This window comes from Cognatilysobacter terrigena (assembly GCF_004361065.1).
Taxonomy (GTDB): domain Bacteria; phylum Pseudomonadota; class Gammaproteobacteria; order Xanthomonadales; family Xanthomonadaceae; genus Cognatilysobacter; species Cognatilysobacter terrigena.
Map to the genome: position 1 here is coordinate 23788 of NZ_SELT01000005.1, position 14715 is coordinate 38502.

Genomic DNA, 14715 nt, shown 5'->3' on the forward strand with positions numbered 1-14715 from the left:
ACGTTCCCTCACCCGCCGCCCGACATCCCCTCGCGAATCCCGCCTTGCGTCAATGACGCAGGGTCGAGGAGTCGGCGCAACTGCTCGCGCGACATGCCCGTCGCCTCGACCGCGACATCCAGCACCGGGCGCCCATCCTTGTACGCCTGCTTGGCGATCGCAGCGGCCTTCTCGTAACCGATGACCGGATTCAGTGCGGTCACGAGGATCGGATTGCGATCCAGCGCCTCGCGCACGCGCTCGTTGCGCACCTTCAGGCCTGCGATGGTGCGGTCCGCGAGCAGGCGCGACACGTTGGACAGCAACGCGATCGAATCGAGCAGGTCGTACGCGATCAGCGGCAGCATGACATTGAGCTGGAAGTTGCCGCTCTGGCCGGCGACGGTGATCGCCACGTGGTGGCCCATCACCTGTGCGCAGACCATCGCCGTCGCTTCGGGAATCACCGGATTCACCTTGCCGGGCATGATCGAGCTGCCCGGCTGCAACGCCGGCAGTTCGATCTCGCCGAGCCCCGCCAGCGGTCCGGAATTCATCCAACGCAGGTCGTTCGCGATCTTCATGAGCGCCACGGCCAGCGTATTGAGCTGACCCGACAGTTCGACCGCGTCGTCCTGCGATGCGATGCCTTCGAAGCGATCCGCGGCGGCCTCGAACTTCACACCGGTGCGTTTCGCCAGCGCCTTCGACACCTGATCGCCGAAGCGCGGATGCGCGTTGATTCCCGTGCCGACCGCCGTGCCACCAATCGGCAGGCGGCGCAGCCGCACCAGCGCGTCCTCGATGCGCATGCGCGCCGAATCGAGCTGCGACGCCCACGCGCCGAACTCCTGTGCGAACGTCACCGGCATGGCGTCCATCAGGTGCGTACGGCCGGTCTTCGTGACCTTGCCGAGCGAGCGGCCTTTCTTCGCGATCGTCGTCTGCAGCTGCTTGATGGCCGGCAGCAGATCGCGTGTGCAGGCGACGGCCGCCGAGACGCGGATCGCGGTCGGGATGACGTCGTTCGAGCTCTGTCCGAGATTGACGTGGTCGTTCGGATGCACGCGACGGCGCGTGTTCGACGCCACGTGCGCGATGACCTCGTTCGCATTCATGTTGCTCGACGTGCCGGAGCCGGTCTGGAACACGTCGATCGGGAAGTGCGCATTGAACTCGCCGTCGGCGACGCGTTCGGCGGCCGACGCGATCGCCTTGGCCACGGCCGGATCGAGCAGCTTCAGCCGGCCATTGACCTCCGCGGCGGACGCCTTGATCAGCCCCAACGCCTCGATGAAACCGCGCGGCATGGGGCGTCCGGAGATCGGGAAGTTGTCGACCGCCCGCTGCGTCTGCGCGCCCCAGAGCGCATCGGCCGGGACCTGCAGCTCGCCCATGCTGTCGTGCTCGATGCGGACGTTCTCGTCGTTCCGGGCCATCGTCGTCTCCTGTCGAAGCGGCGAGCGTACGACGCGCGGCGTCAACGCGCGTCGGGCCTGGCGGCCGCGACGGGTAAAATCGCCGTTCCCTCCCCGCCCGGCCCGCCATGTCCTCGTCCGTCGAAACCACGCTCCTCGCCCTCTCGCCGCTCGATGGCCGCTATGCAGGCAAGGTCGACGCGCTGCGGCCGGTGTTCTCGGAATTCGGGCTGATCAAGGCGCGGGTGAAGGTCGAGATCGAATGGCTGATCGCGCTCGCGGCCGAGCCCGGGATCGTCGAGCTGCCGACGTTCCCCGCCCCGGCCGCCGAACGCCTGCGTGCCTTCGCCGACGGCCTCACGGTCGCGGACGCCGCGCGCGTCAAGGAGATCGAGCGCACGACCAACCACGACGTCAAGGCGGTCGAGTACCTCATCAAGGAAAAACTCAAGGACGACGCCGAACTCGCCCCCGCGCTGGAGTTCGTGCACTTCGCCTGCACGTCCGAGGACATCAACAACCTCAGTTACGCACTGATGCTGCGCGAGGCGCGCGACGACGTGATGGCGCCCCGCCTGCGCGAGCTGATCGCGAAGCTGCGCGACATGGCGCATCAGCACGCGGAACTGCCGATGCTGTCGCGCACGCATGGTCAGACCGCGTCGCCCACGACGGTCGGCAAGGAAATTGCGAACGTGGTCGCGCGCCTGGAGCGCCAACGCGAGGTGCTCGAAGCGCTGCCGATGCCGGGCAAGATCAACGGCGCCGTCGGCAACTACAACGCGCACATCGCCTCCTATCCGGACGTCGACTGGGCTGCGTTCTCGCAGCGTTTCGTGCGGTCGCTGGGCCTGACCTGGCAGCCCTACACCACGCAGATCGAGCCGCACGATGGCGTCGCCGAGATCAGCGATTCGATGAAGCGCATCGGCACGATCTGCGTCGACCTCTGCCGCGACGCCTGGGGCTACATCTCGCTCGGCTACTTCAAGCAGGCGATGAAGGCCGGTGAAGTCGGCAGCTCGACGATGCCGCACAAGGTCAACCCGATCGACTTCGAGAACGCGGAAGGCAACTTCGGTATCGCGAACGCGTTGTTCGAACATTTCGCGGCGAAGCTGCCGATCAGCCGCTGGCAGCGCGATCTCACCGACTCCACCGTGCTGCGCGCGCTCGGCACCGCGTTCGGCCATTCGCTGATCGGTTTCGACGCGCTGATGCGCGGGCTCGGCAAGCTCAGCGTGAATCCGGAGCGCCTCGCGGCCGACCTCGACGCCGCGTGGGAAGTCCTCGCCGAAGCCGTGCAGACCGTGATGCGCCGCTACGGCCTGCCGCAGCCGTACGAACAGCTCAAGGCGCTCACGCGCGGCCACGGCATCAGCGAGCAGGCGATGCGCGAGTTCATTGCCGGTCTCGACCTCCCGGCCGACGCCAAGCAGCGCCTCGTCGACATGACGCCCGCGAGCTACATCGGCCGCGCCGCCGAACTCGCCCGGAACGTCTGACGTGCGCGTCCTCGCCGTCGCGCTGCTCCTGGCCTTCGTCATGGCGCCCGCGAGCGCGGCGACAAAGGCGAAACCGAACCGCTGTGCAGACGACGCCGGCTGGAACGATCGCGCCGTGCCGCGCCACGTGTACGGCAACACGTGGTACGTCGGCACCTGCGGCATCAGCGCACTGCTCGTGACGTCGAAGGCCGGCCATGTCCTCATCGATGCCGGGACCGAGGACGCCGCGTCGCAGGTGGAAGCGAACATCCGCACGCTCGGCTTCCGCGTGCAGGACATCCGCGCGATCGTCGGCTCGCACGCGCATGGCGACCACGCGGGCGGGCTGGCACAGCTGCAGAAGGCCTCGAGCGCGCCCGTGTATGCACGTGCGGCGGCGCTGTCCGTGCTGTCGACGGGCAAAGCCGACCGCAGCGATCCGCAGCTGCTCGCACTCAAGCCGTTTCCGGCGGTCGCGAAGCTCGAACCCATCGAGGACGGCGGCCACGTCCGCGGTGGTCCGATCGACCTTGTCGCCCACGCCACGCCCGGGCACACGCCGGGTGGCAGCAGCTGGACGTGGCGCGAATGCGAGAACGGTCGCTGCGTCGACATGGCGTACGTCGACAGCCTCACCGCGGTGTCGGACGACGTCTACCGCTATTCCGACGATGCGGCGTACCTCGCGACATTCCGCAACACGCTCGACGCCGTCGCAAAACTGCCTTGCGACGTACTGGTTACGCCCCATCCGTCCGCAAGCGATCTGTGGGCGCGCCTGCCGCCCGAGTCGTCCAAGCCGCTGATCGACGCGACTGCATGCCGCGCTTACGCCGAGTCCGCCACGCTGCGCCTCGACGCGCGCCTCGCGAAGGAGGCGAAAGCCAAATGATCGAGATCGACGCACGCGGCAAGCCGCCGCTCGGCATGACGCCGGCGCGTTTCCTGCGCGAGTTCTGGCAGAAGAAGCCTCTGCTGATCCGCAACGCGTTCCCGGATTTCGTCACGCCGATCGAGGCCGAGGATCTTGCGGGACTCGCCTGCGAGGAGTTCGCGCTGTCGCGCATCATCGAACACGACCGCGCCACCGACCGCTACACGCTGCGCACCGGACCGTTCGCCGAGGACGAGTTTCCCGGCATGCCGGACCACGACTGGACACTGCTCGTGCAGGACGTCGACAAATGGGATGCGGACGTCGCGGCGATCCTGCCGCGCTTCGACTTCCTGCCGCGCTGGCGCGTCGACGACGTCATGATCTCCTTCGCGGCCACCGGCGGCTCCGTCGGTGCGCATGTCGACCAGTACGACGTGTTCCTGCTGCAGGCCAAGGGCCACCGCCGCTGGCAGATCGACGCGTCGGCGAATCCACCGCTCGCGTTCCGCGCCGACGCTGAGATCAAGCTGCTGCGCGAGTTCACGCCGACGCACGACTGGGTGCTCGGACCGGGCGACATGCTGTATCTCCCGCCCGGCGTGCCGCATCACGGCGTGGCGGAAGATCCGTGCCTCACGTTTTCGATCGGCATGCGCGCACCGTCTGCGGCCGAACTGCTCGGCGATTTCGTCGACACGCTGGCCGCCGATGCGGACGAGGCGATGCGCTATGCCGATCCCGATCTGGCGCCGGCGAAAGACACGTTCGAGATCGACGACGCCGCGATGTCGCGCGCGATCGAGGCGCTGAACGCGCTGCGCATGAACGATGCAGACCGCCTGTCCCACTGGTTCGGCCGTTTCATCACGGCGTATCGCAGCAGCGGAATCGTGGCCGCGCCCGGCACCGTCATCGACCGCGCGACGATCGAGCAGGCGCTCAACGAAGGCCAGACGCTGCATCGCAATCCGTTCTCGCGCATCGCATGGCGCAAGGTCACGCGCGGCGCGCTGCTGTTCATCGCCGGGCAGTCGTTCGCGATGACAGTCGCGGACGCGAAGCGCGTCGCTGCGTCGGCGGAAATCGATATCGGCGTCTACGCACGACTGGGCGACGCCGCTCGCGAAGCGGTCGCCGAGCTCGCGGCGGGCGGCCACTATCAGCTGGCTGGAGACGAAGAGGAATGAGCGACTTCCGCGTCGAACGCGTCGACTACGGCACCGCCCTGCCCGACCTGCGGGCGATACGCGACGTGGTGTTCGTGCAGGAACAGCGCGTACCCGTCGAGATCGAACGCGACGCGCTCGACGCGGCCTGCACGCACGTCCTCGCACGCGACGCCGAAGGCCGGCCGATCGGCACGGGCCGTCTCGCGCCGAACGGCAAGATCGGGCGCATGGCCGTGCTGGGCGACTGGCGCGGACGCGGCGTCGGGCGCGCGATGTTGCTGCAACTGCTCGACGCCGCGCGCGAGTCGGGCCTGAGCGACGTCATGCTGCACGCGCAGGTCGACGCCGAACGCTTCTACGCCGCCGATGGCTTCCTGCCCATCGGCGAGCGGTTCGAGGAAGCGGGCATCGTCCATCAGGAAATGCATCGCACGCTCGACCGGCCGGCGCCGGTCGACAACGCCGCGCAGGCGATCGCGGCGGTCGTGGGCATCGCGACGAACACGCGTCGCGCCATGGTGGTCTACAGCCGCGAGATGGATCCGGGCCTGCTGGACCAGACCGACGTCATCACCGCCCTGCGTCGCGTAGCGACGCGCGGCGGGGAGATCCGCCTGCTGCTGCAGGACGTCGAAGCGCCGCAGCGCGCGCATGCGCCGCTGATCGCGATCGCCCAGCGGCTGTCGTCGGCCTTCTCGATCCGCGTGATCGACGAGCCGGTCGACCTCACCTACCCGTCCGCCTTCGTCGCCAACGATACGGGCGGCTGGTACTTCCGCCCGCTGGGCCATCGCGTCGACGGCGAAACGCAGCTCGATGGCGCCGCCCGCGTCCGGCAGCTGCGGACCGTGTTCGACAGCGCGTGGGAGCGCGCGCGACCGGCGACCGAGCTCCGGGCGCTCGGGATCTGACGCCCCACGCCGCCGCAATCCTCGAGCAGCCGGCCTCGCAAGTGGCACCAGGAATGTCCGCGCTTCTGCAGCGATCTGCGCCCATTCGATGCGGAAGCCATCCGCAAGGGCCGATTCACCACACCGTTTCGGGCGCGATGCGCCCCCGTCCGGCTATAATCCCGCGTCTTTCGCGCCCGATCGCGATATGCGGCGCGACACCCCCAATTTCCCCGCCGAGCCAGACGCCACCGCCATCGTGGACAGCCTTCTGAAGCAGTTTGCCCAGACCTCCCAACTCGGCGCGAACGCCGCCTACGTCGAGGATCTGTACGAGCAGTACCTGGTCGCACCGGACAGCGTCGACCCGAAATGGAAGGCCTACTTCGATGGCGTGAAGAGCGGCTCGACGAACGAGGTGCCGCATTCCGCGGTGCTCGAGTCGATCGCCGAGGCCGGTCGCCAGGCCGCACGCGGCCTCGTGGCGGGCGGCGGCACCGAAGCCGGTGACGAGCGTCAGCGCGCCGTCGGCAAGCTGATCATCGCCTACCGCTCGCGTGGTCATCTGGCCGCCAATCTCGACCCGCTCGGCCTCGAGAAGATGCCGCCGGCGCCCGACCTCGAACTCGCCTTCCACGGTCTGTCCGAGAAGGACCTGTCCGTCGAATTCAGCACCGGCGGCGTGGGCGGCAAGGACCGCATGAAGCTCGGCGACCTCGTCGACCTGCTCAAGCGCACCTACACCGGCACCGTCGGCGCCGAGTTCATGCACATCGCCGAGTCGGACCAGCGCCGCTGGATCTACGAGCGCATGGAAAAGGCCGGCGGCCGTTACGCGCGGAGCGAGGACGACCGCAAGCGCGTTCTCGAACGCCTCACCGCCGCAGACGGCCTGGAGCGCTACCTCGGCACCAAGTACGTCGGCCAGAAGCGCTTCTCGCTCGAAGGCGGCGACTCGCTGATCCCGCTGCTCGACGACATGGTCCGTCGCGCCGGCACGCAGGACGCCAAGGAAGTCGTGATGGGCATGGCCCACCGCGGCCGCCTCAACGTGCTGGTCAACACGCTCGGCAAGCCGCCGCGGGACCTGTTCAACGAGTTCGAAGGCAAGTTCGAACACGTGCACAGCGACCTCGCCCACCAGGGCGACGTGAAGTACCACATGGGCTTCTCCGCCGACGTCGCCACGCCCGGCGGCCCGGTGCACCTTGCGCTCGCGTTCAATCCGTCGCACCTCGAGATCGTCGATCCGGTGGTCGCGGGCAGCGCGCGTTCGCGCCAGACGCGTCGCGGCGACGAAGGCCGTCGCCAGGTGCTGCCGGTGCTGATGCACGGCGACGCCGCGTTCGCCGGCCAGGGCGTGGTGATGGAGCTGTTCCAGATGTCGCAGGCCCGCGGTTTCGCGGTCGGCGGCACGGTGCACATCGTCATCAACAACCAGGTCGGCTTCACGACGAGCGAGCGCCAGGACGCGCGTTCGACGCTGTACTGCACCGACGTCTCGAAGATGGTCGGCGCGCCGGTGCTGCACGTGAACGGCGACGACCCGGATGCCGTGCTGTTCTGCGGCGAGCTCGCGCTCGATTTCCGCAATACGTTCAACAAAGACGTCGTCATCGACCTCGTCTGCTACCGCCGCCACGGCCACAACGAGGCCGACGAGCCGGCGGCGACGCAGCCGCTGATGTACCAGGTGATCCGCAAGCACGCGACGCCGCGCGAGCTGTACGCCAAGCGCCTCGTCGCCGAGAACGTGATCACCGAGGCCGACGCGCAGGCGATGGTCGACGCCTACCGCGCGAAGATGGATGCGGGCGAAGTCACCGCGGACGTCGTCGAGGTCAAGCCCGACGCGTTCACGCCGGACTGGTCGCCCTTCCTCACCGGCAAGCTGTCGGATCCGGTGGACACGAGGTTCGATCGCACCAAGCTCGTCGAGCTCGCGAAGTCGATCAACAGCGTGCCGGATCGCATCACTCTGCATCCGCGCGTCGCCAAGATCTACGAAGACCGCCGCAAGATGACCGCTGGCGAGCAGCCGGGCGACTGGGGCTTCGCGGAGAACCTCGCCTACGCCACGCTGCTGAGCGAAGGCTACAAGTTGCGCCTGGTCGGCCAGGACTGTGGCCGCGGCACGTTCTTCCACCGCCACGCGATCCTCCACGACCAGAAGACGGACGAGTACTACCTGCCGCTGCGAGAGCTGGTACCGAATCCAGCGGACGTCGCCGTGATCGACTCGCTGCTCAGCGAGGAAGCGGTGATGGCGTTCGAGTACGGCTATTCCACGGCCGATCCAATGACGCTCGACATCTGGGAAGGCCAGTTCGGCGACTTCGCGAACGGCGCGCAGGTGGTGATCGACCAGTTCCTGTCGTCGGGCGAAGCGAAGTGGGGCCGCCTCTGCGGTCTCGCGCTGTACCTGCCGCATGGTTACGAAGGCCAGGGCCCGGAGCACAGCTCGGCGCGCCTGGAGCGCTACCTGCAGTTGTGCGCGCTCGACAACATGATCGTCTGCACGCCGACGACGCCGGCGCAGGACTACCACATGATCCGCCGGCAGATGCGCATGACCACGCGCAAGCCGCTGGTGGTGATGACGCCGAAGTCGCTGCTGCGCCACAAGCTCGCGGTGTCGACGCTGGACGAACTCGCGAACGGCGAATTCCAGAAGCTGATCCCGGACAGCGTGACCACGCCGAAGAAGGCGAAGCGCGTCGTCGTCTGCGGCGGCAAGGTCTACTACGACCTGCTGGAAGACATGCAGAAGCGCGGCGCCGACGATGTCGCGCTCATCCGCGTGGAGCAGCTCTATCCGTTCCCGCGCGCCGAGCTGAAGGCCGAACTCGCGAAGTATTCGACCAAGGACGTGGTGTGGTGCCAGGAAGAGCCCATGAACCAGGGCGCGTGGTACCAGATCCGTCATCACCTCGTTGCCTGCCTCGGCGCGAAGCAGTCGATCCACTACGCGGGTCGTTCGCGCTCGCCGTCGCCGGCCGCCGGCCACTTCGCCGACCACGTGCGCGAACAGCAGCAGCTGATCGCCGACGCATTGGTCAATCCGCTCAATGGCGAGGTGTCGGAGGAGTAATCCCCGACGCCGCGCCGAACGCCTGCTGCACCCTTCCATTTCTCAAGGACGCTTTTCCATGAGCACCGAAATCAAGGTTCCCGTGCTGCCGGAGTCGGTCTCCGACGCCACCATCGCCACCTGGCACAAGAAGCCCGGCGACGCGGTCAAGCGCGACGAGAACCTCGTCGACCTCGAGACCGACAAGGTCGTGCTCGAAGTGCCCTCGCCCGTCGACGGCGTGCTCAAGGAAATCAAGTTCGACACCGGCGCGACGGTCAACAGCGAGCAGGTGATCGCGATCGTCGAAGCGGGCGCCGCGGCTGCGGCCCCGGCCGCGCCGGCCGCCGAATCGAAGGCCGACAAGGTCATCGACGCGAAGAACGACGCCGCGACGACGAATGAAGCGCAGCCGGTGCTGCCGAAGTCGGCGCCGCAGCAGCCCGCGCCGGGCGCGAATGCGCAGCTGCCGCCGGGCGCGCGCTTCGCCGCCGAAACGTCGGGCGTCAACGCCGCCGACGTGGCCGGCACCGGTCGCCGCGGCGCGGTGACCAAGGAAGACATCGTCAACTACGCCAAGTCCGGTGGCGTCGGCGCCGCGGGTGGCGCGCGTCCGGAAGAGCGCGTGCCGATGACGCGCATGCGCGCGCGCATCGCCGAGCGCCTGATGCAGTCGAAGAACTCCATCGCGATGCTGACCTCGTTCAACGAGGTCAACCTCGGCAAGGTCATGGCGATGCGTTCGGAGCTGCAGGACGACTTCGTCAAGGCCAACGGCATCAAGCTCGGCTTCATGAGCTTCTTCGCGAAGGCCGCGGCGAACGCGCTGCAGCGCCATCCGATCATCAATGCGTCGGTCGACGGCAATGACGTGATCTATCACGGCTACGCCGACATCTCGATCGCGGTGTCGACCGACAAGGGCCTGGTGACGCCGGTGCTGCGCAACGTCGAGCGCATGTCGTTCGCCGACATCGAGAAGGGCATTGCCGACTACGCCAAGAAGGCGCGCGACGGCAAGCTCGGCCTCGACGATCTGCAGGGCGGCACGTTCACGATCACCAACGGCGGCACCTTCGGCTCGCTGATGTCGACCCCGATCGTCAACCCGCCGCAGAGCGCGATCCTCGGCATGCACGCGATCAAGGAGCGCGCGATCGTCGAGAACGGCCAGGTCGTCGCGGCGCCGATGATGTACATCGCGCTGTCCTACGACCACCGCATCATCGATGGTAAGGATGCCGTCCTCTTCTTGGTCGACATCAAGAACCAGCTCGAGAACCCGCACCGCATGCTGCTGGGCATGTAATGCCCGACGGCCCCGCCACCGCGCGGGGCCTTTGCATTAGGCGAACAAGGAATATCTGAGATGAGCGAACAGCAGCAATTCGACGTCGTCGTCATCGGCGCCGGCCCCGCGGGCTACCACGCCGCGATCCGTGCCGCGCAGCTCGGCCTCAAGACCGCGTGCATCGACGCGGCGCTCGGCAAGGACGGCCAGCCGGCGCTCGGCGGCACCTGCCTGCGCGTGGGCTGCATTCCGTCCAAGGCGCTGCTCGATTCGTCGCGCCAGTTCTGGAACATGCACCACATCTTCGACCAGCACGGCATCAAGTTCTCGAACGAGAGCATCGACGTGCCGACGATGGTTGGTCGCAAGGACAAGATCGTCAAGCAGTTCACCGGCGGCATCGCGCAGCTGTTCAAGGCGAACAAGGTGGCTGCGTTCTACGGCTTCGGCCAGCTGCAGCCGGGTAACGTCGTCGTGGTGAAGCAGCACGACGGTTCGACCGTCGAGCTCAAGGGCACGAACGTGATCATCGCCGCGGGCTCGGATTCGATCGAGCTGCCGTTCGCGAAGTTCGGCGAGCACGTCGTCGACAACGTCGGCGCGCTCGATTTCACCGAAGTGCCGAAGCGGCTTGGCGTCATCGGCGCCGGCGTCATCGGCCTCGAACTCGGCAGCGTGTGGAACCGTCTCGGCTCGCAGGTCACGATCCTCGAAGGCATGCCGACGTTCCTGTCGGCCGCCGATGGCGAGGCGTCGAAGGTCGCCGCACGCGAGTTCAAGAAGCAGGGCCTCGACATCCGCCTCGGCTGCAAGGTGTCGAACACCGAGATCAAGGCCGACGGCGTGCACGTCAGCTACACCGACGACAAGGGCGCGACGCAGGAACTCGTCGTCGACAAGCTGCTGGTGGCCGTCGGCCGCCGCGCGGCGACGAAGGGCCTGCTCGCGGACGGCACCGGCGTGCAGGTCAACGAGCGCGGCCAGATCGTGGTCGACGAGCACTGCCACACCGGCGTCGACGGCGTGTGGGCCGTCGGCGACTGCGTGCGCGGCCCGATGCTCGCGCACAAGGGTTTCGAGGAAGGCATCGCGGTGGCCGAGCTCATCGCGGGCCTGCCGGGCCACGTCAACTTCGACACGATTCCGTGGGTGATCTACACCGAGCCGGAGATCGCCTGGGTCGGCAAGACCGAGGAACAGCTCAAGGCGGAAGGCGTGCCGTACAAGGCCGGCAGCTTTCCGTTCGCGGCGGTCGGTCGCGCGGTCGCGATGGCCGAGCCGGCGGGCTTCGTGAAGGTGATCGCACACGCGGAAACCGACACGGTGCTCGGCATGCATCTCGTCGGCGCGAACGTGTCCGAACTCGTGCACGAAGGCGTGCTGACGATGGAGTTCAAGGGTTCGGCCGACGACCTCGCCCGCATCTGCCACGCGCATCCGTCGCTGTCGGAAGCCGTGCACGACGCCGCCATGGCCGTCCACAAGCGCGCGATCCACAAGGCGAACTGATCGCCCCACGCGTGTCACGCGAGGCCGCCGTCATCCTGCGATGATGGCGGCTTCGTCGTTTCGGGAGACCGCAATGTCCGACGCAACGCCCGTCCGCAACGTGTCCGACACCGCCCGCTGGGTCGCGATCTATCGCGCGATGGAGAGCGAGCGCAGCGACGCGATCTTCAACGATCCGCACGCGCGACGCCTCGGTGGCGAGCGCGGCGAACGCATCGTGCGCGAGATGCCGCGCGGCCGCTCGATGGCGTGGCCGATGATCGTGCGCACCGCCGTGATGGACGAGATCGTGATGCGCTGCATCCACGAGGGTGCGCGCACCGTGCTCAACCTTGCCGCCGGCCTCGATGCGCGGCCGTACCGTCTCGATCTACCCGCCGACCTGCGCTGGATGCACGTCGACCTGCCGGAGATGCTTGCGTATTTCCGCGACGCCATGGCGCGCGAAACGCCGCAATGCAAGGTCGAGTTCCATGCGGTCGACCTGCGCGAAGCCGATGCACGTCGCGCGCTGTTCGCTGACGCCGCGACGACCGGCCCGGTGCTCGTCATCACGGAAGGTCTGTTGATCTACCTGGAACCCGATGACGTCGCCGCCCTCGCCCGCGACCTGCATGACGTCGCACGTGCACGCTGGTGGCTGAGCGACCTCGCCTCCCCGCTGCTCATCAAGCGATTCACGAAGCAATGGAACAAGAACCTCGCGGCCGGCAACGCGCCGTTCCGCTTCGCGCCGGCGGAAGGCACGTCGTGGTTCTCGCCGATGGGCTGGCGCGAGCGTGAGTTCCGCTCGATGTGGGATGAATCGCTGCGCCTGCAACGCACGGTGCCGCTCGCGCCGTTGTGGGTGCTGCTGTCGAAACTGCAACCGCGCGAGAAGCGCGACGCGATGCGCCGGATGTCGGGCATCGTGCTGATGGAGAGTGTGGACTGATGCGTGAGATCCGTTCCGTTGCCGTGTACTGCGGCTCCAATTCGGGCAGCCGCCCGATCTATGCCGAGCGCGCGGGTGCGCTGGCGCGTCGCCTCGCGAAGGACGGCGTGAGCATCGTCTACGGCGGTGGCAACGTCGGGCTGATGGGCATCGTCGCGGACGCCGCGCTCGAAGCCGGCGGCGAAGTCGTCGGCGTGATTCCCGAGCAGCTGGTGAACTGGGAGGTCGCGCATCGCGGCCTGACGCGGCTGGAAGTCGTCGCCGACATGCACACGCGCAAGGCGCGCATGTTCGATCTGTCGGACGCGTTCGTCGCGCTGCCTGGCGGCTTCGGCACGCTCGACGAAATGTTCGAGATGCTGACGTGGCGGCAGCTCGGCCTGGGCGACCGTCCCTGCGCGTTCCTCGACATCGACGGCTTCTATTCGCCGCTGATGTCGATGCTCGATCGCATGGTCGCCGAGCGCTTCCTGCATCCCGAGCAGCGCACCGATCTGTGGCACGGCGACGACATCGACGCGATGCTCGCATGGATGCGTGCCTACCGCCCGGCACAGGCGGACAAGTGGATGGACGAGAAGCGCCGACGCGAAATCCGCTGAGCGCAGGAGATCATGATGAGCCCGAGCAGCTTCCGCGCCTTCCGCATCCACGACGACGAACGCGGTTATCGCAGCGGCGTCGAGTCGATTTCGGTCGACGACCTGTCGCCCGGCGAAGTCGTCATTCGCACCGCGTATTCGTCGGTGAACTACAAGGACGCGCTCGCAGGAACCGGCAAGGGAAAGATCCTGCGCAGGGTCCCGCTCGTGGGCGGCATCGACGTCGCGGGCCATGTCGTCGAAAGCCGCGACCCGCGGTACCGCGAAGGCGATGCGGTGCTGGTCACCGGCAGCGGGTTGTCGGAAACGCGCGACGGCGGCTACGGCGAATATGCGCGCCTTGAAGCCGAATGGACGATTCCCCTTCCCGCCGGTCTCGACCTGCGCGAAGCGATGATCCTCGGCACCGCGGGTTTCACCGCTGCGCTCGCGCTGTACCGGATGCTCGAGAACGGGCAGACGCCCGAACATGGCCCGCTGGCGGTCACCGGCGCGACCGGCGGCGTCGGTTCGCTGGCGGTCGACATCTTCACCCGCGCCGGTTTCGAGGTGCATGCGGTCAGTGGCAAGCCCGAGCACGCCGACTACCTGCGCGCGCTCGGCGCGACCGACGTGCTGCCGCGCGCTGCGCTCGCGACCAAGCGTCCGATGGAGAGCGCGCGCTTCGGCGGCGGCCTCGACAACGTCGGCGGCGCCATGCTCGCCAGCCTGCTCGCGCAGACCGCGCCCTACGGCAACGTCGCGTCGGCCGGCCTCGCGGCCACGCCCGACCTGCCCGCCACCGTCATGCCGTTCATCATCCGCGGCGTGTCGCTGCTGGGGGTCGCCTCGGCGGGCACGGCGCGGGCGATCCGCGAACGCGTCTGGCAACACCTCGCGTCGGACTGGAAGCCCGCCCATCTGGACCGGATCCTGACGCGGGAGGTCGACCTCGTCGGCCTGCCCGCCGTGTTCGACGGCATGCTCGCGGGTGGATCACTGGGTCGCACCCTGGTGCGCCTCTGAGCTTGCCGTCCTGAGACGTCGCCCCGTTAGAATCGCGTCAACCTCCGAGAGCGCACCATGGCCCGAATCCTGATCGTCGACGACTCGCCCTCCCAGCTGATGGGCATCCGCCGCCTCGTCGAGAAGCTCGGGCATGAAGCCCTCACCGCCGAAGACGGCGCGGCCGGCGTGGAAGCCGCCAAGCGCGAGCTGCCCGACCTCATCCTCATGGACGTGGTGATGCCGAACCTCAACGGCTTCCAGGCCACGCGCGCGATCACGCGCGAAGCGACGACGAAGCACATCCCGATCGTGCTCGTGACGACGAAGGACCAGGACACCGACCGCATGTGGGGCCTGCGCCAGGGCGCGAAGGCGTACATCACCAAGCCGTTCAACGACAACGACCTGGCCGAAGTGATCGGCCAGCTGATGCCGGGCTGATCGCGCCGCGCATCGAAAAAAAGGCCGCGCAATGCGGCCTTTTTTTATGCGCGTGGTGGAC

General features: G+C 67.8%; 11 protein-coding genes and 1 pseudogene. 11 read left to right on the forward strand and 1 reads right to left on the reverse strand.

Annotation, left to right across the window (positions count from 1 at the left end; translation table 11 throughout):
- Positions 1-8 precede the first annotated feature (8 nt).
- The gene (locus EVS83_RS04910) at positions 9-1418 is read right to left on the reverse strand and encodes a class II fumarate hydratase (RefSeq protein ID WP_133499913.1); all 1410 of its coding nucleotides are present in this window, start codon (positions 1416-1418) and stop codon (positions 9-11) included.
- Between the two features lie 107 nt (positions 1419-1525).
- On the opposite strand from EVS83_RS04910, the gene purB reads away from it, so the two are divergent.
- The 11 genes and pseudogenes from purB (at position 1526) to EVS83_RS04965 (ending at position 14654) form a co-directional block, all read left to right on the forward strand.
- Entirely contained in the window at positions 1526-2902 is a 1377-nt protein-coding gene (purB, locus tag EVS83_RS04915; protein ID WP_133499914.1) for an adenylosuccinate lyase, read from the forward strand.
- A 1-nt stretch (position 2903) separates the two neighbouring features.
- Entirely contained in the window at positions 2904-3776 is an 873-nt protein-coding gene (bla, locus tag EVS83_RS04920; protein WP_208108689.1) for a subclass B3 metallo-beta-lactamase, read from the forward strand.
- Positions 3773-4945, forward strand: a pseudogene (locus EVS83_RS04925) (ribosomal protein uL16 3-hydroxylase); the annotation flags it as partial. The gene bla and the pseudogene EVS83_RS04925, both read left to right, overlap by 4 nt.
- A complete protein-coding gene (locus EVS83_RS04930) occupies positions 4945-5841 on the forward strand; it encodes a GNAT family N-acetyltransferase (protein WP_133499916.1) in 897 nt (298 codons plus the stop codon). The pseudogene EVS83_RS04925 and the gene EVS83_RS04930, both read left to right, overlap by 1 nt.
- 238 nt (positions 5842-6079) lie before the next feature.
- A complete protein-coding gene (locus EVS83_RS04935) occupies positions 6080-8911 on the forward strand; it encodes a 2-oxoglutarate dehydrogenase E1 component (RefSeq protein WP_133499917.1) in 2832 nt (943 codons plus the stop codon).
- Between the two features lie 58 nt (positions 8912-8969).
- On the forward strand, positions 8970-10199 hold the full coding sequence (sucB, locus tag EVS83_RS04940; RefSeq protein ID WP_133499918.1) for a dihydrolipoyllysine-residue succinyltransferase: 1230 nt from the start codon (positions 8970-8972) through the stop codon (positions 10197-10199).
- 60 nt (positions 10200-10259) lie between these two features.
- The gene (lpdA, locus tag EVS83_RS04945) at positions 10260-11690 is read left to right on the forward strand and encodes a dihydrolipoyl dehydrogenase (RefSeq protein ID WP_133499919.1); all 1431 of its coding nucleotides are present in this window, start codon (positions 10260-10262) and stop codon (positions 11688-11690) included.
- A 73-nt stretch (positions 11691-11763) separates the two neighbouring features.
- Positions 11764-12624, forward strand: a complete 861-nt coding sequence (locus EVS83_RS04950; RefSeq protein ID WP_166636807.1) for a class I SAM-dependent methyltransferase — start codon at positions 11764-11766, stop codon at positions 12622-12624.
- Positions 12625-12632: 8 nt separating this feature from the next.
- Complete coding sequence (locus EVS83_RS04955; RefSeq protein ID WP_133500011.1) at positions 12633-13226, forward strand: LOG family protein; 594 nt, start codon at positions 12633-12635, stop codon at positions 13224-13226.
- Between the two features lie 15 nt (positions 13227-13241).
- Complete coding sequence (locus EVS83_RS04960; protein ID WP_208108691.1) at positions 13242-14231, forward strand: YhdH/YhfP family quinone oxidoreductase; 990 nt, start codon at positions 13242-13244, stop codon at positions 14229-14231.
- A 57-nt stretch (positions 14232-14288) separates the two neighbouring features.
- The gene (locus EVS83_RS04965) at positions 14289-14654 is read left to right on the forward strand and encodes a response regulator (protein WP_133499922.1); all 366 of its coding nucleotides are present in this window, start codon (positions 14289-14291) and stop codon (positions 14652-14654) included.
- Positions 14655-14715 lie beyond the last annotated feature (61 nt).

Excerpts from the sequence above, each read along its gene's own strand:
- EVS83_RS04910 (WP_133499913.1), bottom strand. The coding sequence starts at position 1,418 with ATGGCCCGGAACGACGAGAACGTCCGCATCGAGCACGACAGCATGGGC.
- purB (WP_133499914.1), top strand. The coding sequence starts at position 1,526 with ATGTCCTCGTCCGTCGAAACCACGCTCCTCGCCCTCTCGCCGCTCGAT.
- EVS83_RS04930 (WP_133499916.1), top strand. The coding sequence starts at position 4,945 with ATGAGCGACTTCCGCGTCGAACGCGTCGACTACGGCACCGCCCTGCCC.
- sucB (WP_133499918.1), top strand. The coding sequence starts at position 8,970 with ATGAGCACCGAAATCAAGGTTCCCGTGCTGCCGGAGTCGGTCTCCGAC.
- lpdA (WP_133499919.1), top strand. The coding sequence starts at position 10,260 with ATGAGCGAACAGCAGCAATTCGACGTCGTCGTCATCGGCGCCGGCCCC.
- EVS83_RS04950 (WP_166636807.1), top strand. The coding sequence starts at position 11,764 with ATGTCCGACGCAACGCCCGTCCGCAACGTGTCCGACACCGCCCGCTGG.
- EVS83_RS04960 (WP_208108691.1), top strand. The coding sequence starts at position 13,242 with ATGAGCCCGAGCAGCTTCCGCGCCTTCCGCATCCACGACGACGAACGC.
- EVS83_RS04965 (WP_133499922.1), top strand. The coding sequence starts at position 14,289 with ATGGCCCGAATCCTGATCGTCGACGACTCGCCCTCCCAGCTGATGGGC.